The organism is Bradyrhizobium sp. CSS354 (genome assembly GCF_029051725.1).
Lineage (GTDB): Bacteria > Pseudomonadota > Alphaproteobacteria > Rhizobiales > Xanthobacteraceae > Bradyrhizobium.
Window position 1 is genome coordinate 163,850 of record NZ_JAACFU010000012.1, and the last position, 19,789, is coordinate 183,638.

25 protein-coding genes and 1 tRNA gene are annotated in these 19,789 nt (G+C 64.0%); 12 read left to right on the plus strand and 14 right to left on the minus strand.

Going from position 1 to position 19,789, the window contains the following annotated elements; all coding sequences use genetic code 11:
- The first annotated feature begins 56 nt into the window (after positions 1-56).
- The 3 genes from GWG67_RS26700 (at position 57) to GWG67_RS26710 (ending at position 2,311) form a co-directional block, all read left to right on the plus strand.
- Positions 57-275, plus strand: coding sequence for a hypothetical protein (locus GWG67_RS26700; RefSeq protein WP_275172345.1), 219 nt, complete (start codon positions 57-59; stop codon positions 273-275).
- A gap of 111 nt (positions 276-386) precedes the next feature.
- Positions 387-1,496, plus strand: coding sequence for a cyclic nucleotide-gated ion channel (locus GWG67_RS26705; protein ID WP_275172346.1), 1,110 nt, complete (start codon positions 387-389; stop codon positions 1,494-1,496).
- Between the two features lie 29 nt (positions 1,497-1,525).
- Complete coding sequence (locus tag GWG67_RS26710) at positions 1,526-2,311, plus strand: enoyl-CoA hydratase/isomerase family protein (protein WP_275172347.1); 786 nt, start codon at positions 1,526-1,528, stop codon at positions 2,309-2,311.
- A gap of 200 nt (positions 2,312-2,511) precedes the next feature.
- On the opposite strand, the gene GWG67_RS26715 is transcribed toward GWG67_RS26710, so the two are convergent.
- Complete coding sequence (locus GWG67_RS26715) at positions 2,512-3,156, minus strand: glutathione S-transferase family protein (RefSeq protein WP_275172348.1); 645 nt, start codon at positions 3,154-3,156, stop codon at positions 2,512-2,514.
- An 85-nt stretch (positions 3,157-3,241) separates the two neighbouring features.
- Between GWG67_RS26715 and GWG67_RS26720 the strand changes: the two genes are divergently transcribed.
- On the plus strand, positions 3,242-4,261 hold the full coding sequence (locus GWG67_RS26720; RefSeq protein WP_275172349.1) for a YafY family protein: 1,020 nt from the start codon (positions 3,242-3,244) through the stop codon (positions 4,259-4,261).
- A 99-nt stretch (positions 4,262-4,360) separates the two neighbouring features.
- On the plus strand, positions 4,361-4,594 hold the full coding sequence (locus GWG67_RS26725; RefSeq protein ID WP_018459448.1) for a hypothetical protein: 234 nt from the start codon (positions 4,361-4,363) through the stop codon (positions 4,592-4,594).
- 68 nt (positions 4,595-4,662) lie between these two features.
- Here GWG67_RS26725 and GWG67_RS26730 read toward each other — a convergent pair whose 3' ends face one another.
- The 3 genes from GWG67_RS26730 to GWG67_RS26740 form a co-directional block, all read right to left on the minus strand.
- On the minus strand, positions 4,663-5,610 hold the full coding sequence (locus GWG67_RS26730) for a fatty acid desaturase (RefSeq protein ID WP_275172350.1): 948 nt from the start codon (positions 5,608-5,610) through the stop codon (positions 4,663-4,665).
- A 15-nt stretch (positions 5,611-5,625) separates the two neighbouring features.
- Positions 5,626-6,642, minus strand: coding sequence for an alpha/beta fold hydrolase (locus GWG67_RS26735; RefSeq protein WP_275172351.1), 1,017 nt, complete (start codon positions 6,640-6,642; stop codon positions 5,626-5,628).
- Positions 6,643-6,796: 154 nt separating this feature from the next.
- Positions 6,797-7,600 (minus strand): MBL fold metallo-hydrolase, encoded by an 804-nt coding sequence (locus GWG67_RS26740; RefSeq protein ID WP_275172352.1) that lies wholly within the window; start codon positions 7,598-7,600, stop codon positions 6,797-6,799.
- A gap of 292 nt (positions 7,601-7,892) precedes the next feature.
- On the opposite strand from GWG67_RS26740, the gene GWG67_RS26745 reads away from it, so the two are divergent.
- The 4 genes from GWG67_RS26745 (at position 7,893) to GWG67_RS26760 (ending at position 10,070) form a co-directional block, all read left to right on the plus strand.
- The gene (locus tag GWG67_RS26745; RefSeq protein WP_275172370.1) at positions 7,893-8,438 is read left to right on the plus strand and encodes a sigma-70 family RNA polymerase sigma factor; all 546 of its coding nucleotides are present in this window, start codon (positions 7,893-7,895) and stop codon (positions 8,436-8,438) included.
- Entirely contained in the window at positions 8,435-9,082 is a 648-nt protein-coding gene (locus tag GWG67_RS26750; RefSeq protein WP_275172353.1) for a ChrR family anti-sigma-E factor, read from the plus strand. The genes GWG67_RS26745 and GWG67_RS26750 overlap by 4 nt, the downstream gene beginning before the upstream one ends.
- Positions 9,083-9,162: 80 nt before the next feature.
- Positions 9,163-9,747 carry an RNA polymerase sigma factor gene (locus tag GWG67_RS26755; RefSeq protein ID WP_275172354.1) on the plus strand — a complete coding sequence of 195 codons (585 nt, stop codon included), beginning with the start codon at positions 9,163-9,165 and terminating at the stop codon, positions 9,745-9,747.
- A gap of 20 nt (positions 9,748-9,767) precedes the next feature.
- Positions 9,768-10,070 carry a hypothetical protein gene (locus GWG67_RS26760; RefSeq protein WP_275172355.1) on the plus strand — a complete coding sequence of 101 codons (303 nt, stop codon included), beginning with the start codon at positions 9,768-9,770 and terminating at the stop codon, positions 10,068-10,070.
- A 56-nt stretch (positions 10,071-10,126) separates the two neighbouring features.
- On the opposite strand, the gene GWG67_RS26765 is transcribed toward GWG67_RS26760, so the two are convergent.
- The 3 genes from GWG67_RS26765 to GWG67_RS26775 all read right to left on the minus strand — a co-directional run bounded on the left by GWG67_RS26765 (position 10,127) and on the right by GWG67_RS26775 (position 11,995).
- Positions 10,127-10,627, minus strand: coding sequence for a TspO/MBR family protein (locus tag GWG67_RS26765; protein ID WP_275172356.1), 501 nt, complete (start codon positions 10,625-10,627; stop codon positions 10,127-10,129).
- Positions 10,628-10,629: 2 nt separating this feature from the next.
- Positions 10,630-11,031, minus strand: a complete 402-nt coding sequence (locus tag GWG67_RS26770; protein ID WP_275172357.1) for a DUF2177 family protein — start codon at positions 11,029-11,031, stop codon at positions 10,630-10,632.
- Between the two features lie 157 nt (positions 11,032-11,188).
- On the minus strand, positions 11,189-11,995 hold the full coding sequence (locus GWG67_RS26775; RefSeq protein ID WP_275172358.1) for a DUF1295 domain-containing protein: 807 nt from the start codon (positions 11,993-11,995) through the stop codon (positions 11,189-11,191).
- Between the two features lie 199 nt (positions 11,996-12,194).
- On the opposite strand from GWG67_RS26775, the gene GWG67_RS26780 reads away from it, so the two are divergent.
- The 3 genes from GWG67_RS26780 to GWG67_RS26790 are packed head-to-tail and all read left to right on the plus strand — an operon-like array spanning position 12,195 to position 15,522.
- Entirely contained in the window at positions 12,195-13,508 is a 1,314-nt protein-coding gene (locus GWG67_RS26780; protein ID WP_275172359.1) for an NAD(P)/FAD-dependent oxidoreductase, read from the plus strand.
- 3 nt (positions 13,509-13,511) lie between these two features.
- Positions 13,512-14,294 (plus strand): DUF1365 domain-containing protein, encoded by a 783-nt coding sequence (locus GWG67_RS26785; protein ID WP_275172360.1) that lies wholly within the window; start codon positions 13,512-13,514, stop codon positions 14,292-14,294.
- Between the two features lie 10 nt (positions 14,295-14,304).
- Positions 14,305-15,522: a cyclopropane-fatty-acyl-phospholipid synthase family protein gene (locus GWG67_RS26790; RefSeq protein WP_275172361.1), complete on the plus strand. Its 1,218-nt coding sequence runs from the start codon at positions 14,305-14,307 to the stop codon at positions 15,520-15,522.
- Positions 15,523-15,553: 31 nt separating this feature from the next.
- On the opposite strand, the gene GWG67_RS26795 is transcribed toward GWG67_RS26790, so the two are convergent.
- The 7 genes from GWG67_RS26795 to hisD all read right to left on the minus strand — a co-directional run bounded on the left by GWG67_RS26795 (position 15,554) and on the right by hisD (position 19,609).
- Positions 15,554-15,802, minus strand: coding sequence for a hypothetical protein (locus GWG67_RS26795; RefSeq protein ID WP_275172362.1), 249 nt, complete (start codon positions 15,800-15,802; stop codon positions 15,554-15,556).
- Positions 15,803-15,972: 170 nt separating this feature from the next.
- A tRNA-Phe gene (locus GWG67_RS26800) sits at positions 15,973-16,048 on the minus strand.
- 174 nt (positions 16,049-16,222) lie between these two features.
- Entirely contained in the window at positions 16,223-16,405 is a 183-nt protein-coding gene (gene yacG, locus GWG67_RS26805) for a DNA gyrase inhibitor YacG (protein ID WP_275172363.1), read from the minus strand.
- A gap of 154 nt (positions 16,406-16,559) precedes the next feature.
- Positions 16,560-17,189, minus strand: coding sequence for a Maf-like protein (locus tag GWG67_RS26810; RefSeq protein WP_007597557.1), 630 nt, complete (start codon positions 17,187-17,189; stop codon positions 16,560-16,562).
- Positions 17,190-17,345: 156 nt separating this feature from the next.
- A complete protein-coding gene (locus GWG67_RS26815) occupies positions 17,346-17,813 on the minus strand; it encodes a low molecular weight phosphatase family protein (protein ID WP_275172364.1) in 468 nt (155 codons plus the stop codon).
- Between the two features lie 6 nt (positions 17,814-17,819).
- Positions 17,820-18,317: a UPF0262 family protein gene (locus GWG67_RS26820; protein ID WP_007615473.1), complete on the minus strand. Its 498-nt coding sequence runs from the start codon at positions 18,315-18,317 to the stop codon at positions 17,820-17,822.
- Entirely contained in the window at positions 18,314-19,609 is a 1,296-nt protein-coding gene (gene hisD, locus GWG67_RS26825; RefSeq protein ID WP_275172365.1) for a histidinol dehydrogenase, read from the minus strand. The genes GWG67_RS26820 and hisD overlap by 4 nt, the downstream gene beginning before the upstream one ends.
- Positions 19,610-19,789: the final 180 nt, after the last annotated feature.

The following is a 19,789-nucleotide window of genomic DNA, read 5'->3' on the forward strand; positions in this document are numbered from 1 at the left end:
CGGGAACCGTGCTCGTCCACAACCGTTTGCTCCCGGGTACAACCGGAGACCGCGCGATGCGTGCACTCCTCATCATCTTCCTGCTGGGCATGCTGGCGGCGGTAGGCTATTTCGCCTATTCCGCGCTGGCGGTCGACGGCGAGCCCATCCCCACGGAAGGCTATGTGGCGCTGGCGTTGGGGGCCGGATTTTCCGTTCTTGTCGGCATCGGCTTGATGGTGCTGCTGTTCTTCAGCAGCCGTCGCGGCTACGACGAACCCCCGCATTTCAAGTAGCGGCGCGTGGCGGCGGACGCGCCCGTCGTTGACGGCCTCGGCCCAGGCAGGCACTTTGGCACCGAGGTTCCAGCCGGGGACCGCAAAGACAAAGTCGAGCCGCCTGCCCGCATGTTCAAGCCGCTGATCTCCGCTCTGGCCCAGTTCGCGGCCGCCACGGCCGGCCGCAACATGACCAGGGCGGCGTATGTTGCCGTCGGCGTCGGCGTGCTCGGCATGATGCTCCTGACGGTCAATCCGGCCTATGAGACGGCGCATCGCTGGGTCGATGCCCTGCTTTGGACCTGCCTCGTCTACTTCGTGTTCGAATGGGTGGTCCGGCTGCGCCATATGGCGCGACAGGGGCGCCTTGCACTCTACATGTCGTCCTCCGCCGGGCTGGTCGACGCGGTCGGAGCGTTGGCCGTGCCGGCCGCGCTGATTCTGGGGATCGAGCCGAGAACGGCGTGGCTGCTCAGTGTGCTCTGGGTGCTGAAGGTGGTGCCGGGCATTCCCGGCCTGCGGCAGCTCCGCCGGGTGCTGGTACTGGAATCGGGGCCGCTGCTCAGCGTGCTCGTGATCTTCCTGATGGTGGTCTTCCTGGCCTCGGTCGCCGAATATTTCCTGGAGCGGGACGTGCAGCCGCAGACGTTCGGCAGCGTTCCGGCCGCACTGTGGTGGGCCGTCGCAACCCTGACGACGACGGGCTATGGCGACGTCGTGCCGGTGACGCCGCTGGGCCGCATGGTGGCGGCGCTGGTGATGATCTCCGGCCTCGGCGTGTTCGGCCTCTGGACCGGTATTTTGGCGACCGGCTTTGCCGCGGAGACCCGGCGCGACAATTTCCTCAAGACCTGGGAATCCGTCAGCAAGGTGCCGTTCTTCGCGGCGCTCGGACCGGCGGCCATCGCCGACGTCACCCACATGCTGCGCACCATGGAGCTGCCGGCGCGCACCATGATCATCCGCAAGGGTGCGCAGGGCGACTGCATGTATTTCATCGCCGCCGGCGAGGTCGAGGTCGACCTGCCCGGTAAGAAGGTGCGGCTCGGCGACGGCGCCTTCTTCGGCGAGATGGCCTTGCTCGGCAACAATTTGCGCGGCGCCAATGTCTCGACCACCAAGGTGTCGCGGCTTCTTGTTCTCGACCTCGTCGACTTCCGCGTGCTGATGGCGCGGCATCCCGATCTCGCCGAAACCATCGATGCCGAGGCGAAGCGGCGCACGCTCGAAAACAAATGATGGCGACAAGCAAGTAAATGGAGACAAGAATGTCGGACTCAGCCGACGCAGCCACTGGCCCGGTGCTCGAACTCATTGGCCCACGCGCCACCATCCGCCTCAACCGGCCCAAACATCTCAACCGGCTTCAGGCCGAGGATCTCGGCGAGCTGGTCAAACTGTTCGACCGGGTCGAGGCCGATCCTGATATCCGCGTGCTGGTACTGACCGGCACGGGGCGCGCCTTCTCCGCGGGCTATGACCTCAATTCCGTTGCCGAGCGCGCGGTCAGCGCGAGCGAGCAGCAGAGCGCGGGATCTGCGTTCGAGGTAGTCGTCAACCGGCTGGAGGATCTCGGCGTCCCCACGATCTGCCGGCTCAACGGCGGCGTCTATGGCGGCTCGACCGACCTCGCGCTCGCCTGCGATTTCCGCATCGGCGTCGACACCGCCGAAATGTTCATGCCTGCGGCTCGGCTCGGGCTGCACTATTACAGCAGCGGCATCAAACGCTATGTGACGCGGCTCGGCGTCGATAATGCGAAGAAGCTGTTCCTGACCGCGCAAAAGATCAGCGCGCCGGAGATGCTGCGGATCGGCTATCTCACGGATATGGTGGCGGTCGAGTTTCTGGACGAGGAGGTCGACAGGCTCGCCAACATCCTCGCCGGCAACGCCCCGCAGGCGATGCGGGGCATGAAGCGCGCCATCAACGAATTCGCCCGCGGCGAACTCGACCAGCAAGCCGCCGACCAGCGTCACCGCGACAGCATGCGCGGCGACGAGATCAAGGAAGGCATCAAGGCATTCGCGGAAAAGCGGCCGCCGCGGTTTTGAGGGAGCGGAGCTGCAGCCGCCATTCCTCGGTGTCGTCCCGGCGAAGGCCGGGACCCATACCGCGAGGTCTAGCGATTGCAGATGGTGTAAATCCCGAACGACGCGCCTTAGCCAAACTTCTCCTTGGGGTTATGGGTCCCGGCCCCCGTGCGCAATTGCGCACCAGGCCGGGACGACACTGAATGTGAGGCTCGTGCGCCTTACCCACGAGCCGCCGCAGCATGCTGCGCCGCCATCTCGGCGTCGGCCGCGTTGATGCGCTGGAACGCGGGCCGCGAGGTCATGCGTTCGGCATAGCGGACGAACACGTCCTTCTTCGGCACAATACCGAACATCATCGTCCAGCTGAACGCGACGCCCCACAGCACGTCCGCGGCCGTCATGCGCTCGCCGAGCAGATACGGTCCCTTCGACAGCTGCGCCTCGAGCGCGCCGAGCATGGTGTCATAGTCGGCATAGGGCGATTGTGTGATCGGTGCCGGCTCGCGCTGCATGAACTTGTCGATCAGGGCCGGTTCGAACGAAGCACCGTAATAGGCGATCCAGCGCAGGTAAGGGCCGCGCAACGGATCGTTCAGCGCGGGCGTCAGCCCGGCCTCCGGAAACAAATCGGCGAGATAGATGGTGATCGCGACCTGCTCGGTCACGAGCTGCCCGCGGTGGTGGATCGCCGGCACCTTGCCGAGCGGGTTGATGGCGAGATAGGCCGGCTGGCGCTGCTCGCCGGTTTTCATGTTGAGGACGTGAAGATCATAGGGCGCCCCCAGCTCCTCCAGCAGCACCCGCGTGCCGGTGGCGCGGCTTTGCGGCGAATAATACAGCGTGATGCGGTTCGGATCGGTCATGGCAGGTCTCCATCTGGCCGGCTGGCGATGGCGTTGTAGCGGATCATACCTGACATCCTGTGTCAGGTATGATTTAAAAAGGATCATGCGCGCGAGCCGGATGCTTTCGATCCTCACCACCCTGCAGGCCAAGGGGCAGGTCACCGCGCCTGAACTCGCGGAGGCCTGCGAAGTCTCGGTGCGTACGATCTACCGCGACATCGACGCGCTCGCGGCGTCCGGCGTCCCTGTCTATGCCGACCGCGGCGCGGAGGGCGGCTATCGGCTGCTCGACGGTTATCGCGTGCGGCTGAACGGTTTGTCGCAGAGCGAGGCGGAAGCGTTGTTTCTGGCGGGATTGCCGGGCCCGGCGGCGGCGTTCGGGCTGGATGCGGCGATGATTGCTGCACAGAACAAGCTGATGGCCGCACTGCCCGCCAATTTGCGCGAAGACGCCGGACGGATGCAGGAGCGTTTTCACCTCGACGCGCCGGGCTGGTTCGGCGAGGCGGAAGAACCCAAGCATCTGCGCACCATCGCCGCCGCGACTCTGCGCGGGACACTGATCAAGATCCGCTACCAGAGCTGGCGCGCCGAGAAGCAGCGCCGCGTCGCGCCGCTCGGTCTCGTGCTGAAAGGTGGCAGCTGGTATCTCGCAGGTCTGGTCGACGGCAGCGTGCGTACCTATCGCGTCGCGCGCGTGCTCGACTGCACCGCGCTCGAGGATCGCTGTGAGCGGCCCGCCGGCTTCGATCTCGCCGGCTATTGGCGGGACGCAACGCTGCGTCTCGAGGCCGAGATGCATCCCAATGTCGCGATCGTTCGGCTGTCGCCCTTCGGCGTGAAACTGCTCGATGCACTGAGCCAGCCTTACGTCAGGGCGCGGACGCAGCTCGAAGAAACCGCAGATGCAGACGGCTGGCGCATTGCCAGAGTGCCGACCGGCAAGACGTCATGGCATGCCGCCGCCGAATTGTTGCGGCTCGGACCCGAGGCCGAAGTGCTGGAGCCGGCCGATCTGCGCGAGAAGATGGCCGAGCTGACGAAGGCGATGGCCGTGCGCTATCACGCGGCGCGGAAAACAGGACGGCGGCGCAATCCGCCGCGAGCGACGAAACACTCCTGAAACACGATTCTCCCCTTCCTGCATGAACGCATCCGCGTTTCGGCTCGACCGAGATGCAGGGACACAACAACGGCCCCTGCGCCACACTGGAGAATGAAGATGTTTCGTAAGCTTGCACTTGGTCTGATCGCCGCCGGTTCGCTCGGCGTTGCCGCTCTCGCCCCCACCGCCGCGTCGGCCCACGGCTTCCACCATCACTGGGGTCACGGCTGGGGCTTTGGCGGCGTCTATGTCAACAGCGGAGTCAACAATTGCTATCAGGAGCGCGTCGTCCAGACCCGCCACGGCCTGCGCGTCCGCGTCGTGAACGTCTGCGCGTACGGGATCTACTGATATCTCGCATTCACGACAAAGCCCCGATCGCACCGCGATCGGGGCCTTTGCGCGTCAAATTTTTTCCACTAGCCGGCCTGTCTATGCCGCCGAAACCAGGCCCAGGTCTCGCGCGTCGTCCTGATGTAGCCGCGGCCACGATGGACGATCTCGCCGTCGACGATCCCGTTCAGCTTCGGCAGCGCGTGGAACGGGATCGAGGGATAAGCGTGGTGCTCGACATGGTAGGGCATGTTCCACGCGATCCATTTGACGATTGCGCCGGTGTAGGTCGTGCGAGTGTTCTGGAATGCGCTGCGGGTGCGCTCGCAGCCGGTGTGCTCGGCATAGAGATAGGGCCGCAGGAAGAACTGCCCAATGATCAGTGGCACGATCCAGACCCAGAGCAGCAGCGCCGACGAGAACCACAGCGACAGCACGAGCAGCGCGACATAGAATCCGGCATAGACGCGCGCCTCGGTCACGATGACCGCACGCTTGTTGTCCGGGATCCACGGCACGGTGACCTTACCACTGATGGCATGGCCGAGCATCAGCCGGAGACGGCCGGCGACCTGCAGCACGCCGCTATAGGCGAGCGCGAGCTGGGTGTCGGATGTCGGCTTGACGCCGACGACCAGCTCGGGGTCCTTGTCCGGATCCTGGGTGTAGCGATGATGGTCCCAGTGAAACAAGCAATAATATTCGTAAGGCAATCCAATGATGAAGCCCGAGAGATAGCCGACCACGAGGTTGAGGCCGCGGCTTTTGAACGCGGTCTTGTGCGCGGTCTCGTGCACGGCCATGAACAGGAAGGCGACGAGATAGCCCTGCACCGCCATCAGCGGCAACGCCCAAAAGACACCCCAGGTCGAAGAGACCCTCCAGATCAGCGCGCCGACCAGTACGACCAGGCCGTAATGGCTGAGGCTTTGCGCGGCGCCCCTGAGATTGGAGCGCACCGACAATTCGCGCAGCATCGCCGGTGCCAGCGGCTTCAGCCGATGGCCGGAGTCTGAAACGGTTGTGTCGCTCATGATCGGATGCCTGTCCTACTTGCCGAGAAGCTCCGCGATCTCGGCCTTGATGAAGGCCCGATCGCGCGGATTGTTGACGGGGTTGCCGGCGCGATGGCCGTGCAGCGACTGGATCGGATGCAGCACCGCAGAGCGCGCGTTGACCAGCCGGCCGAGTTCGTCCTCGTTGTCGCGAACGTCGAAATAGCGATCGGTCGCGCCCGGCATCAGCAGCATGTGCGCCGTGATCGCACCGAGCGCGCGATCGAAATCGCCGTCGAAGGTCGTGCAGCGACTGATATCACCATTCTGCCAGATGCCGATCTGCGCCAGCAGATCGTTGGCATCGCGCCGGGCAAACGCCGCGTCCCAGGTGCGGACGAGATAGTCATCCAGCGAGGTGAAGCCTGCTTCGCGCCAGATCTCGTCGCGATAGAAGCCGTGCGACATCGCCCAACCCGCGTAGACGCGCCCCATGGCGCGATAGCCCGCGACGGGCTTCTCGACGAAGCGGCCGTCGCGGAAGGCGGGATCGGCGGTCAGCGCGGCTTTCACGCTTTCCAGGAAGACGTAATTATAGGGCGCGCAGCGGGCACTGCCGCAGACGACGGCCGCCCGCTCGACCATATCGGGATGCAGCGCCGCCCAGTGATAGGCCTGCATGCCGCCCATCGACCAGCCATAGACCAGGGCAAGCTTCGAGATGCCGAACCGCTCGGCAAGCAGCCGATGCTGGACCGCGATGGCATCGTGATAGCTCAGGATCGGAAACGGCTCTGCGCTATTCGACGGCGAGGATGATAGGCCGTTACCAAACAGGTTCGGGATCACGATGAAGTAGCGTGTGGGGTCGAGCACGCCGTCGGGCCCGATCAGCCACTCGGTGTCGGTGTGCTGCGCGCTGAACGAGGTCGGGTAGAGAATGACGTTGTCCTTGTCCGGACTGAGCGTGCCGTAGGTCTTGTAGGCGAGCTTGAGCGAAGGGACGACGGCCCCGGACCGGAGCGTGACGTCGCCGGCCTCGAAGATCTCGTAGTCGCGCCCTGCCGTCATGGACCGAACTCCCGCTCACGCGACAAGCGCGCCGCGGAAACAGCGATGCATCGATCATGCCGGTCCCGCAGACGCATCATTGCGTCACGCTTAATAACTGTACTTATAGTCCATTTATTGTGAATCAGCAAGATAAATCCGGTCGCAAGCCGGCTCAGGCGATGGCAGCCAGATAGCGCGCAACAGAGGCCGCGAATGCGGCCTTGGCGCCTGCTGCGATGTTGCGACCCCACCAGGCACCGTAGACGCGGTCGAACGCCAGCGGCTCGACGGCCGCCGCAATCCGTCGCACCGCGGCGGCATTGAGCGGCGTATAGTTCGGATAGGAGTACATGAAGCTGACGAAGCGGCGATCCATCGTCACCTGCGCGATATCGCCGGTGAGTAGCGCGCCGCTGCCATGCGCACCACTCGCATGGTGCAGCACGGTGGCACCTGCGAAATGACCGCCCGTACGCAACAGCAGCAAATCGTCGGAGATGCGATGGCTTGCGCCGGTCCAGTGCACGATGGACGCATGCGGACGCGTCACCCATTGGCGATCATCGGCGTGCAAATAGGCCGGCACCCCGCCGAACGCCTCGCTCCAGTCGGCGAGCGCGCCATAGTAATGCGGATGCGAGATCGCGATCGCCTTCAGGCCGCCGCGTGACCGCACATGCGCAATCGCCTCCGGCGTCGCCAGCGGTACGCAGTCCCACATCAGGCAGCCGTCCGCGAGCGGCACCAGCAGCGCCCGCTGACCGATGGCAAAGCTTGGCTCGAGTGCGATGCCAGTCAGACCGAGATCGTCGCGCCAGACCATGCGGTGACGTTCCGAGAGCGCCTTGCTCGTGAGGAAAGTCTGCCCCTTCCAGCCGACGAATTGCCGTTCGTCCTCGCAGATCGGACAGGACGCGGGCGGATTTTTGCCATCCGGGAATTGCGCGCCGCAGGTTTCGCAGGTCCAGAGGGGCATGCCCTACTCCCGACAGAGACGATCCAACGTCAATAAGGACTCGCTGGCCATGACCGCAAGGCCCACGGTCGGCCGGACCTGCGTGCGGACGGCCCCGGAACCTGTCGCAATGATCATTCCGCGGTGATCCAAGACCTGTCCCCGTTCGTTCCCAGACCCACAGGTCGCTTGTCGAGGCGCTATGATCGCTGCTATCCGAGCTTTAGATGCGCCAATCCGGGCGAAGGCTGGTTTTCCCCGGAGGCTTGAAGCGCGGCTGTCGACTGGGACGAGCAAAGGGCCGAACACAAAGGTGGATTGGGCGGATCTGATCGGACGCGTCGCCTCGACCCGGGAGCGGGAGGCCTTCAAGCGCCTATTCGAGCATTTCGCGCCACGCATCAAGGGACTGATGCTGAAGGCCGGGTGCAGTTCGGACGAGGCGGAGGAGATTGCTCAAAATACCATGATCGCCGTCTGGCGGAAGGCAGGCCAGTTCGATCCTGCGACGGCCGGGGCCGCGGCATGGATATTCACCATCGCGCGCAACTTACGCATCGATTTGTTCCGCAGCAGGGCGCGGGCAGACCGCCTGCGTGGCACCTCTGAGCTTCCCGAGACGCCGGATCCCGCCGAACCCGCGGACGCCGTCATGTCCCGCGTGCAGGACGCCGCACGGATCAATTCGGCCGTCAAGCAGCTCTCGATGGAGCAATCCATGGTGGTGAGGTTGTCATTCGTCGAGGAGAGGCCGCACCCGGAAATCGCGAGCTTGCTCGGCATTCCGCTCGGAACGGTCAAGTCGCGAATCAGGCTGGCGATGAACCGCTTGAGAGACATATTGGACGAAGAAGCATGACGATCAGCCATCATCCACCGGAAGATCTTCTGGCCGACTTTGCGGCCGGCAGGTTGGAAGAAGCCCATCAATTGGTGGTGGGGGTGCATGTTGCCGGTTGCGCACGGTGCGGCCGGTTCGTGCAGGCCATCGAGCAACTTGGCGGCTTGGCGCTTGAAGATATCGAGCCGGTGCCGGTCGCATCGGATGCGTTCGAGCAGGTGATGTCACGCATTCACGACGCTCCTGAAAAACGAGCGGCGCCGACTGCCGAGGTCGCTCGCGGCAACGAGCAGGATGTTCCGGCGGCGCTGCGAAACTACCGCATCGGCAAGCGCAGGCGCATCGCTCCCGGTCTGAGCATGCGGCCAATTGAGTTGTCCGGTTCGGGCACGGCGCGGGCCTTTCTGCTTCGCTCCGCGCCGGGGAGCCGCATGCTCGAACACACGCACACCGGCACCGAACTGACCCTCGTGCTCGAGGGCAGCTTCAGCCACGAAGGCGGCCGGTTTGGTCCGGGTGATTTCGACTATGGCGACGACGAGATCGATCATCGGCCTGTGGTGGGCGACGAGGGCCCATGTGTTTGCCTTGTCGCAATGACGGGCAACCTGCGCATGAACGGCTTGCTCGGCAGGCTGATCGGGCCATTCGTGCGGCTTTGATCCGTTCGCCTCCTTCTTCCGCCGGGTGATCCGAACGCGAGCCCGGAGCGTTTCGAAGGAAACGCAAGGGGAGACAGGTCATGGCCGGCTTAAGCCTGACAGGACAGGCGCAGAGCGAAACATTGCCCGAACTGCTGGCATGCGTTTCGGCGGGCGACACCCGGGCCTTCGCAGCGCTGCATATGCTGACACGGGGCAGGCTGCGCAGGACTGCGCTCGCCGTCGGAACTCCGCCCCACGACATCGATGACATTCTTCAGGAAACCTATCTGAAGATCTGGCGCAACGCGTGTCGGTTCGACGGCGGCCGTGCTTCGGCGATGACCTGGATGTCAGCCATCGCTCGGAATACCGCCATCGACCATCTGCGGGTCAGAAGACTGCCCACTCACGAGCTGGACGAGGCACTTCTGGTTCCGACAAGTGCTGATCAGCCGGCGATCGACGATTTCGACTACGCCCGCGCTGAACCGATCGCACGCAGCGTGCTGGCTCGTTTGCCGGAAGACCGCCGCAGGCTGGTGACGCTGGCCTATCTCGAGGGTGAGAGCCGCGCGAGCTTGTCGCGGCGCTTCGGTGTGCCGGTCGGCACCATCAAGACCTGGTTGCACCGAACTCTTCTGACGGTACGCAAGGACTGCCTCGCCGCATCCGCTGCAGCCTGAAGCAGGCGAGGAACCCGCGGGTGCCCGCAGAGATCATCGAATTTCCCAACCGCGGACACCAGGACCCGCTGGTGTCCTCTGTTGCGAGACTCGAGCAGATGGTGAGAGAGGTCGAGCATCTGGCAGCGGACCAGTCCGCGGAAGGTCTCGACCATCTGCTCGCTGTCATGGAGCGCTTCGGTGATCGACTGGTCGATCTTGCGCACCTCGTGCTTGACGACGATGCCAGGCGGAGTGTCCAGATCGCATTCACTTCGCTCTCCGACAAGATCGCGGCAACCAGAGACGCCTTTGAAGGTTGCGATGGAGCGAACAATCCTTGAATTCAGCGCCACGCCGACCCATTCGACGCGACGAAGTCAGTTCTGCGCGACTGATCTTAATTGAGACGGAGCAACGAGATGTTCAGCAAGGTCGCAAAACCCACCCAGGCGGCATAGGGAATGAAAAGCGTCGCTGCCAACCGATCGTTCGCCCGTTGACCCCAGACAAAGGCAAGGATCGCGGCGAACAGCGCAACAATGACGCCTAGCGCCACGTCCATGCGATGAAGCGAAAAGAAGATCGGAGACCATGCAAAATTCAGGATCATCTGCAGGCCCCATAATCTCATCGTCGTTCCGCGCGGCTCCGCCTCGAAGGTGCGGAAGCCCGCCACGGCGATCATCAGGAACAGAGCCGTCCAGACCGGCGCGAAGACCGCATCCGGCGGATTGAAAGATGGCTTGTTGAGCGCCGCGTACCACGCTCCCGGACGGTTCAGAACCCCGATCAGAATCCCCGCAGCAGGGACCAGAAACAGGAAAGCGGCGCATCGGTACCACCTGCCGGCCTTACGATCGCCATCTTGCCGCAGCGCTCCGTTGTGCGTCCCATCCATAATCAATGCGCCATTCGTTGAGCGACGAGAAATCCGGTCCAGGCGCTGACACCGGCGAGGAAGGATCCCCAGCACACGTCCGCAACAGTGAGCCCCGTCGACCAATTCCTCAGCGTTGCCTGGTTGGTCAGATCGTAGGTCGCATAAGTGAAGCAGCCCAGCATCACGCCGGACGTGAAGGCGCGCAGAGCGCCGCCATCCTGCTGAGACGGCAGCACCGCGAACCAGATCAGGCCGACGGGATACGCCAGATAAAATACTGCCGCGGCTGCGAGGTCGGGCTCCGAGCGCAACATGTCGCCCAGCACCGGCCGGTAAAGCCTCTCAACCATGGTCTTGAGCCAGATCATGTCGAGCGCGACGAAGGTCGCAGCGACCGACAGATACGTAAAGAGCAGGCTCATGTCCGGTCTCCTCTCCGGTGGTGTCGCAACCGGCATGGCAAAGGCAACGCCTGGAGACGACGTGAGCCCTTCGCTGGATCACGTTGCGCCCTCGTTCCGCCTTGCCGCGCAACCTTGTCAGGCCCTTGAACCAGATCGTGCGGCGCGGGAGGTCCGATCATTCCGGCGCCTTCTTGGGCGGTCGTGGAAAGAAAGCGCTGGTGCGTGCCTGATAGTCTCGATACCGGCGGCCGCGGGATCGAAGCATCTGGGCTTCGAGCGGGGGAATTCCGGTCACGTGCACGAGTATCCAGTACATGATCGCGGGCGCGATCAGGCTCGCCCAGCCCCAGGCGTAGCCCGGCGACAGTGCGATGACCGGGTAGGCCAGCCATCCGAGCCATTCGAAGAAATAATTCGGATGACGCGACCAGCGCCAAAGCCCGACATCGCAGACCAAGCCCGCATTTGCCTTGTTGCGTTTGAAGCCTCGCAATTGCTCGTCGGCGATCGCCTCGCCTGCAACGGCCGCAAGCATGATGGCGGCGCCAACATAGTCCTGGACGCCCAGGGCAGCACGTGGCGCGTGTGCGGCCAGGAAGACCGCGAATGGCAGCGGCACCGAGACGAAGGCCTGCGACTGCAGGAACGCGAACATGCGAAGCGGCGCCTGTGAGCCCCATTCCTGCGCATAGCTCGCATATCGCGGATCGTCGATACCCGCCGCGGCGCGCCGGGCGATATGCGTCCCGAGCCTCACCGACCAAAGCAGCACGAGCCCGCCCGCGAGCATCTGGCGCACCGGCAGCGCCTCGGCGAACGGCAAAAGGGCCGCCACCGCCCCAACGAGACCGACGGAGTAGGTCCAGATCGTATCGACCCACCCGGAATTGCCGGTTCGCTGCTGAACGATCCAGGCCAGCCCCATCAACAGCGAAAGCGCGAGAGCGATGCCGGCGACGATCAGTATTTGCAGGAAATCCATGCCTCACCATACGCAAACTCGGATCCTTACGTCCGCCCCAGGCCCCGGTTTCATGGGTGATCCAGGCTGTCCGCTGGAACGTTTCCTCAAGCGCGTGTGGACGGGTCAGCTATGAGAGCTGTCCTGAGCCGGCGACGGACGACATTGGCCCGAAACCGGATGTTCCGGCGTCGCTGGTGGTATTGGGGGGCGACAAAGCATGCGTTTGGCGGTGATCGGGACGGGAATTGCCGGCAATGCCGCCGCATGGCTCCTGTCCGAACGTCATGCCGTGACCGTCTACGAGCGCGAATTGCGACCGGGTGGACACAGTCATACAGTACGCGTTGACTACGATGGCGAAGAGATCGACGTCGACATCGGCTTCATCGTTTTCAACGAGCCGAACTACCCGGAATTGACGTCTCTGTTCGCACACCTGGGTGTGAAGACCGAGGAGACATGCATGAGCTTCGCGATGTCGGCCGACCATGGCCGATTTGAATGGCGGGGTGGCGGCGAGACCTTCCTGCAGGTCGCCTCCGGCCTGTTTGCCCAGCCGCGCAACCTCTTCTCCCCGTCGTATCTTCGCATGTTGGCCGAGGTCCGACGCTTCAACAAGGAAAGCGTCTCCGACTTGCGGGCTGGCCGGCTCCAGAACCTCACGCTTGGCGAATATCTGCGCAGGGGAGCGTTCAGCCCGCGCCTGTTCAGCGATTATCTGGGACCGATGGGGGCCGCCATCTGGTCGTCGCCCTCGGCCGAGATCCTTGCCTTCCCCGCGGAAAACTTGATCGCCTTTTTCGACAATCACCGGCTGCTGCATCTGGATCGGCCGCTCTGGCGGACCGTCCAGGGCGGCAGCCGGCGCTATGTCGAGAAGCTCACGGCCAGGTTCAAGGCAAGCATCCGGCTCGGCTGCGCGGTGACGTCGATCCATCGCACTGAGCACGGTGTGACGATCGGCGACAGTCACGGCAATCAGGACTCCTACGACGCTGTCGTGATGGCCTGTCACAGCGATCAGGCCCTGGCGATGTTGTCGGATGCCGACCCACGCGAGAGATCCATTCTCGGCGCGATCCGCTACGCTCCAAACACGGCCTATCTGCACCGCGACCTCAACCTCATGCCGAAACGCCGCAATGCATGGGCATCCTGGAACTTCTTGCGATGGCGACGCGAAACGCCTGCCCAGAACGACGTCGCGGTGACCTACTGGATGAACCGGCTGCAGGGCATCGACGACAGCAAGCCGCTATTCGTCAGCCTCAATCCCCCTTTTGAGCCGGCGCCTCATCTCACTTTCGGCAAGTTCACATTCGCGCATCCACAATATGACGCGGGCGCGTTTGCCGCGCAGAAGAACCTCCATGAAATCCAGGGACGCCGCCGCACCTGGTTTTGCGGCGCGTGGACCGGCTACGGATTCCATGAGGATGGCTTGCGTTCCGGCATCGCCGTCGCCGAGGCACTTGGCAGTGCGGTGCCGTGGCGACGGTCCGGCGCGTTGCTGGCCCAAGCTGCCGAGTAGAAGATGTTGAAGCCGGGCGCTCCAGAACGAACAGCGACGTCATCTGCAGCCGCGCTCTATTTGGGCCGGGTGATGCACGCACGCATGCGGCCCGTGCACCACAGGTTCACTTACCGGGTGATGAACCTGCTCATCGACCTCGACCGGCTTGATGAAGCGGATCGCCAGTCTCGCCTGTTCGGCGTCAATCGCGCGGCAGTCTTCAGCTTTCACGAATCCGATCACGGCAAGCGTGACGGCGCATCCTTGAGCAACCATGTTCGACGCCTGGCCGAACAACGCGATATCGATCTGTCGGGAGGGCGGATCCTCCTTTTGTGCTATCCGCGGCTCTTCGGCTACGTGTTCAATCCGCTTTCGATCTACTTCTGCTATGGCAGCTGCGGCGATCTTGCGCTGCTGATCTACGAAGTCCGCAACACTTTTGGCGAAATCCATTCCTACGTCCTTCCGGTCGAGGACGCTGCTGGCGGCGGTGCCATACGACAATGCCATACGAAGGAGTTCTACGTCTCGCCATTCATGGAGATGCAAACGAAGTATCGTTTCAGCATTGCCCCGCCCGATCAGCAAGTGAGGGTCAGAATCGTGCAGACCGATGAGCACGGTGCTATATTTACGGCCGCATTCTTCGGGCAACGTCGCCCGCTGACCAGCCGCTCACTGTTGGCGACGCTCGTCACGCTGCCACTTCTCACCTTCAAGGTCGTCGCGGCCATCCATTGGGAAGCGATCCGGCTTTGGCTGAAAAATGTTCCTTACGTTCCCCGTCCGAACCAACGCTGAATGTGAAGCCATGGACCTCGCAGCCACTCACCAGACTGCTCGCTTCGATGACGTTCCCTTGCTCGCGCGGCTCGCGCTGCGGCTTGCCTCGCGGCTCAAGCTCGGCACCGTGGATGTTCGCCTTCCCGACGGCAGAACGGTGGTGTTGCGGGGAACGCATCCGGGTCCGTCCGCGACCATCGAGCTCAACAGTTACGCCTTCGCGCGAAGCCTGGTCCTGGGCGGCGATATCGGCATGGCCGAGGCTTACGTTCGAGGCGATTGGAGCACACCGGATCTCTCCCAGCTGCTTTACGTGTTCTGTCTCAACGACGACCTGGTCGATAGCGCCTTCGCCGGCAATGCATTGGTCCGGCTTTGCCGGCGCGCGCTGCATCGGCTGCGCCGAAACACGCGGCTGGGATCGCGGCTGAATATCCACGCCCATTACGATCTCGGCAACGCGTTCTTTGCGGCCTGGCTCGATCCGAGCATGACGTACTCGTCGGCATTGTTCTCGCCCGAGGCGACCGACCTGCTCGCTGCTCAACGGCACAAATACGAACAACTGGCGAAAGCGATCGAACTGCGGCCCGGCCATACCCTGCTCGAGATCGGCTGCGGCTGGGGCGGCTTTGCCGAATATGCCGCCAAAGCTTGCGGCGCCAAGGTCTTGGCGCTCACCATCAGCAAGGAGCAGCACGCATTCGCCAGCCGGCGCATCCACGAAGCCGGGCTCAGCGAGAACGTCGAGGTCCGGTTGCAGGATTATCGCGATCAGGACGGGCAGTTCGACCGCATTGCCTCGATCGAGATGATTGAGGCTGTCGGCGAGCCGTTCTGGCCGACATACTTCAATCAACTGCATCAACGGCTCAAGCCGGGCGGTCTTGCCGGCATCCAGGCGATCACCGTCCGAGACGAGCTCTTTGACAGCTACCGGCGCCGCGTGGACTTCATCCAGAGATACATTTTTCCGGGCGGGATGCTGCCTTCGCCGAATGTCCTGCGCTCGCTCGGCGAACGCGTGCAGATGCCTCTGATCCGCGAGCGGGTCTTTGGACAGGACTACGCCAAGACGATCGCGGTCTGGCGAGCGAGTTTCGGCCATGCCTGGACGGACCTGACCTCACTCGGGTTCGACGAGCCGTTCCGGCGGCTGTGGGAATATTACCTCTGCTACTGCGAGGCAGGTTTCAGGGCCGAAAAGATCGACGTCCGACAGCTTGTATTCGCGCGCCGAAGCTGACGTCGCTGACGTTGCCGGTGTGAACGAACCCTCAGGCAGCTTCCGACGTTGATCGCGCACGCTGCTCGAGCACGCCGATCGTCGAGACCAAATTGTCACGTCGCGCGCGAAGATTAAGCGCAAGCAGCGGGTATGTCGGCTGCAGCACGTCAAACACCCCTGCTCTCGCCTCTTCCTCGAGAATGTCTGTGTTCATGAGCCGAACGCGCCACCACAAATCGGCGACCAACGCATCGAGCCGGAGTTCGCCAGCAGCACCAGAACGGGACACTTCCTGCATCACTTGCCTCAACCTGAAACGGCCTCGCTACCAAGGCCAGACTTTGGTCCTGGCTGAGCAAGCAGAGTGCCAGCTATGGGCGGCGCGATCTGGTTCCGGAACGGAGTGCTGCGCGAGCCCGCTGGTCAAGGCTTGGCGCTGGGGAAGATGTTGCCCGTGGAGAGCGAAAATGGTGCCCAGGGGCGGAATCGAACCACCGACACTGCGATTTTCAGTCGCATGCTCTACCAACTGAGCTACCTGGGCGTGCTCCAAAGAGGGGCCAAAGCCCATCGAGCGGGCGGTTTATAGTGGGCTGAAGGCTGCCTGTCCACCCGGCTTCGCCAAGAGGCTTCGCCGGGCGCGGTCCGGCTGTGAACAAAACTGCCGCGGGAGCGCAAGTCGGGCAATTTCTTCAATTAACCAATTGATAAACCGCAATTATTCCTCTCCATCTGCCTCGTCATCCCGGCCGGGAATGACATAGGAGCCTTTCAGCCAGCGGTTCAGATCGACGTCGCGGCAGCGCGGGGAGCAGAACGGGCGGGTGGCCTCGGACTGCGGCTTGCCGCAGATCGGGCAGGTTTTGAGGGGGCTTGCGGGCTTTTTCACCTGGTCGTCCATGAGGTGCTCAGCTTACACGAGGTGAGAGAGTTCAAGAGCCTGTCGCCAAAGGGGTTCCTCCGGCGGACGCGCAGGCGTCCCGGCCAGGCCACGCGGAGCGGTTCTACTGTGCATGGGGTTGTTTTCGCGATTTTTGCAGGAGCGGCTTTTCGGCTCACACGGCGGTGGCGTTGAGCCAGCCGAAGCGGATCGGGAAACCTTCGCCGCCGAGCAGCGTGGTGGTCTCGTAGAGCGGCAGGCCGACCACGTTGGTGTAGGACCCCACCATCTTGACCACGAATGAGCCGGCGATGCCCTGCACGGCGTAGCCGCCGGCTTTGCCGCGCCATTCGCCGGAGCCGATATAGGCCTGGATGTCGTCCTCCGAGAGGCGCTTGAAGCGGACGCGGGTCTCGACCAGACGCTGGCGGAAGGCCTCGCGCGGCGTCACCAGGGTGATCGCGGTGTAGACGCGGTGGTTGCGGCCCGAGAGCAGCCGCAGGCACTGCGCGGCTTCATCGACGAGGTTGGCCTTGGGCAGGATGCGGCGGCCGACCGCCACCACCGTGTCGGCGGAGAGGATGAAGGCGCCGCGCAGCTCGTCGTCGAGCTGCACCGATTTGAGCGCCGCATCTGCCTTGGCCCGCGCGAGCCGGTTGGCGCAGGCGCGCGGCAGCTCGCCCCGCTTCGGCGTCTCATCGACGTCGGCGGGCCGGAGCGCGTCCGGCTCGATGCCGGCCTGGTTGAGCAGCGACAGGCGCCGCGGCGAACCGGAGGCGAGAACGAATTTGGGGCGGCCGAGCATCAGGTGATTTGGGGAATGAAGCAGGGGGTGAATTGCGCGCGGAACCTATCGGACGGGGGCTGATTTCACAACCCGGGAACCCGGACTTTACTGATTCGACGGGCACGGGATGCGTGTGCCTGCAGTCTGTGACGCGCATGTTACGGGCGCCGAATGCTACCCGTTCGCCGCGCCCACCTTCGAAAACCGCCGGCGAATGCGCAGCAGGAGCTGGTCGCAGACGTCGCGGTAGGCCGCTAACTTCTGGTCGCGGCTGCCTTCCATGGTGGTGGGATCAAGCGTCGGCCAATATTCGACGTCGGCGGCAAGCGTGCGGGTGAGCTCCAGCGCCTTGTGATGCGCCTCCGGCGACAGCGTGATGATCAGGTCGAAATTCAGCCCCTCCCAATCCTCCAGCTCCTCGAAGGTTTGCGGCTTGTGGGTGGAGATGTCCTGGCCGAGCTCGGCCATCACAGACACCGCGAACGGATCGAGTTCGCCGCGCCTGGCGCCGGCCGACTTCACGTAGAGGCCTTGCGGAAACATGTGCCGCAGCAGGCTCTCCGCCATCGGCGAGCGCACGCTGTTCATCGCGCAAGCGAACAGCACCGATTGCGGATCGCGTGCGCGTGGGGGCGCAGCCATCCGCGTTTAGCCCTTCCAATGAAGGACAGTAATGAGCGTGAATAGCCGGCGCGAGGTCTCGAAATCGACCCGCACCTTGCCTTTCAGCCGCTCCTGCAGCGTGCGCGAGCCCTCGTCATGGATGCCGCGGCGGCCCATGTCGATGGCCTCGATCTTGTCCGGCGTCGCCGTGCGGATCGCCTGGTAATAGCTGTCGCAGATCATGAAATAGTCCTTCACGATCCGCCGGAACGGCGTCAGGGACAACAGATGCGCGACCACCGGCGTGCCGTCCTCGCGGCGGATGTCGAACATCAGGCGGCTGCCGGTGATGCCGATATGCAGCGTGAACGGGCCCTTCCCGTCGGCGCCCTCCGGCGCGAACAGATTCTGCTCGATCAAATCGTAGATCGCGATCGCGCGCTCATGCTCGATGTCGGGGCCGGAACGGCCGATCGAGTCCTCGTCGAGCGTGACGCCGACGATGCGATTCTGCGAGTCGTCCTGTTCGGGCGGCTGGGTCATGACAAATTGAGGCGCAATCCAATCGAGCGCGAATGAGCATCTAGCCCCTCCGCCTTGCCGAGAATCATCGCGGCCGGACCCAGCGCACGCAGCTGGTCCGGGCCGCATTTCAGGATCGAGGTGCGCTTGAGGAAATCGTGCACCGAGAGACCCGACGAGAATCGTGCCGAGCGCGCCGTCGGCAGCACGTGGTTGGAGCCGCCAACGTAATCGCCGATCGCCTCCGGCGTATGCGGCCCGAGGAACACGGCGCCGGCGTTGCGGATCCTTGCGGCGAGCGCGTCGGGATCTTGCGTCATGATCTCGAGATGCTCGGCGGCAATCGCATCCGCGAGCGGAATGGCGTCGTCGAGGTTCTTCACCATGATGATGGCGCCGAAATCGGCCCACGAGGCGGTTGCGATCGCAGCGCGCGGCAGCGTCTTCAACTGCGCCTCGACGGCCTTTTCGACATCGGCGGCAAGGCGCGCGGAATCGGTGATCAGGATCGACTGCGCACTGGCATCGTGCTCGGCCTGCGCCAGCAGGTCGGCGGCAATCCAGTCGGCATTGCCGGTGTCATCGGCGATGACGAGCACCTCCGAGGGGCCGGCGATCATGTCGATGCCGACCTTGCCGAACACCAGCCGCTTTGCCGCGGCGACATACGCGTTGCCGGGTCCGACGATCTTGGCGACAGGCGCGATCGTCGCGGTGCCATGCGCGAGCGCGGCAACCGCCTGCGCACCGCCGACGCGATAGATTTCGGTGACGCCGCCAAGCTTCGCTGCCGCCAGCACCAGCGGGTTGAGCTTGCCGTCGGGCGAGGGCACCACCATGACGAGACGCGTCACGCCGGCGACCTTTGCCGGCACCGCATTCATCAGCACCGAGGACGGATAGGCCGCGGTGCCGCCGGGCACGTAGAGGCCGGCGGATTCGATCGCGGTGTAGCGCCAGCCAAGCTCGACGCCGAGGGAATCGGTGAAGCGCTCGTCCTTCGGCAGTTGGCGGCTGTGATAGGTCTCGATGCGATCGCGCGCGAGCTTGAGCGCATCCAGCGTCGCGGCATCGCAGGCTTTCACCGCGGCCTCGATCTCGGCGGCGGTGACGCGCAGGCCGGAGGCATCCAGCGTCAACCGGTCGAACTTTGCCGTGGCCTCGAGCAGGGCGGCATCGCCCCGCTTCGCCACGTCGTCGACGATGACACGCGCGGCCGCCTCGACGTCGGCCGAGGCCTCGCGCTTGGCGGCGAGGAAGGCCCCGAATCGCTGGTCAAAATCGGCGCTGCTGCGGTCGAGACGAACGGGCATCTTGGCTTCTAACTGGGTTTTGGGGGCGCGGCTTGGCTCACCAGGCCCCCTGCTCAATGGCGCGGCGGGGAAGCTGCGTCAACCCTTGGGCCGGGCCGTTCCCCTCCGGCGTCGTCCTGGCGAAAGCGGAATGCGTGGTCTTGGCATGCCACCTCACCCCTCCCCTTCAGCCTCCAACCC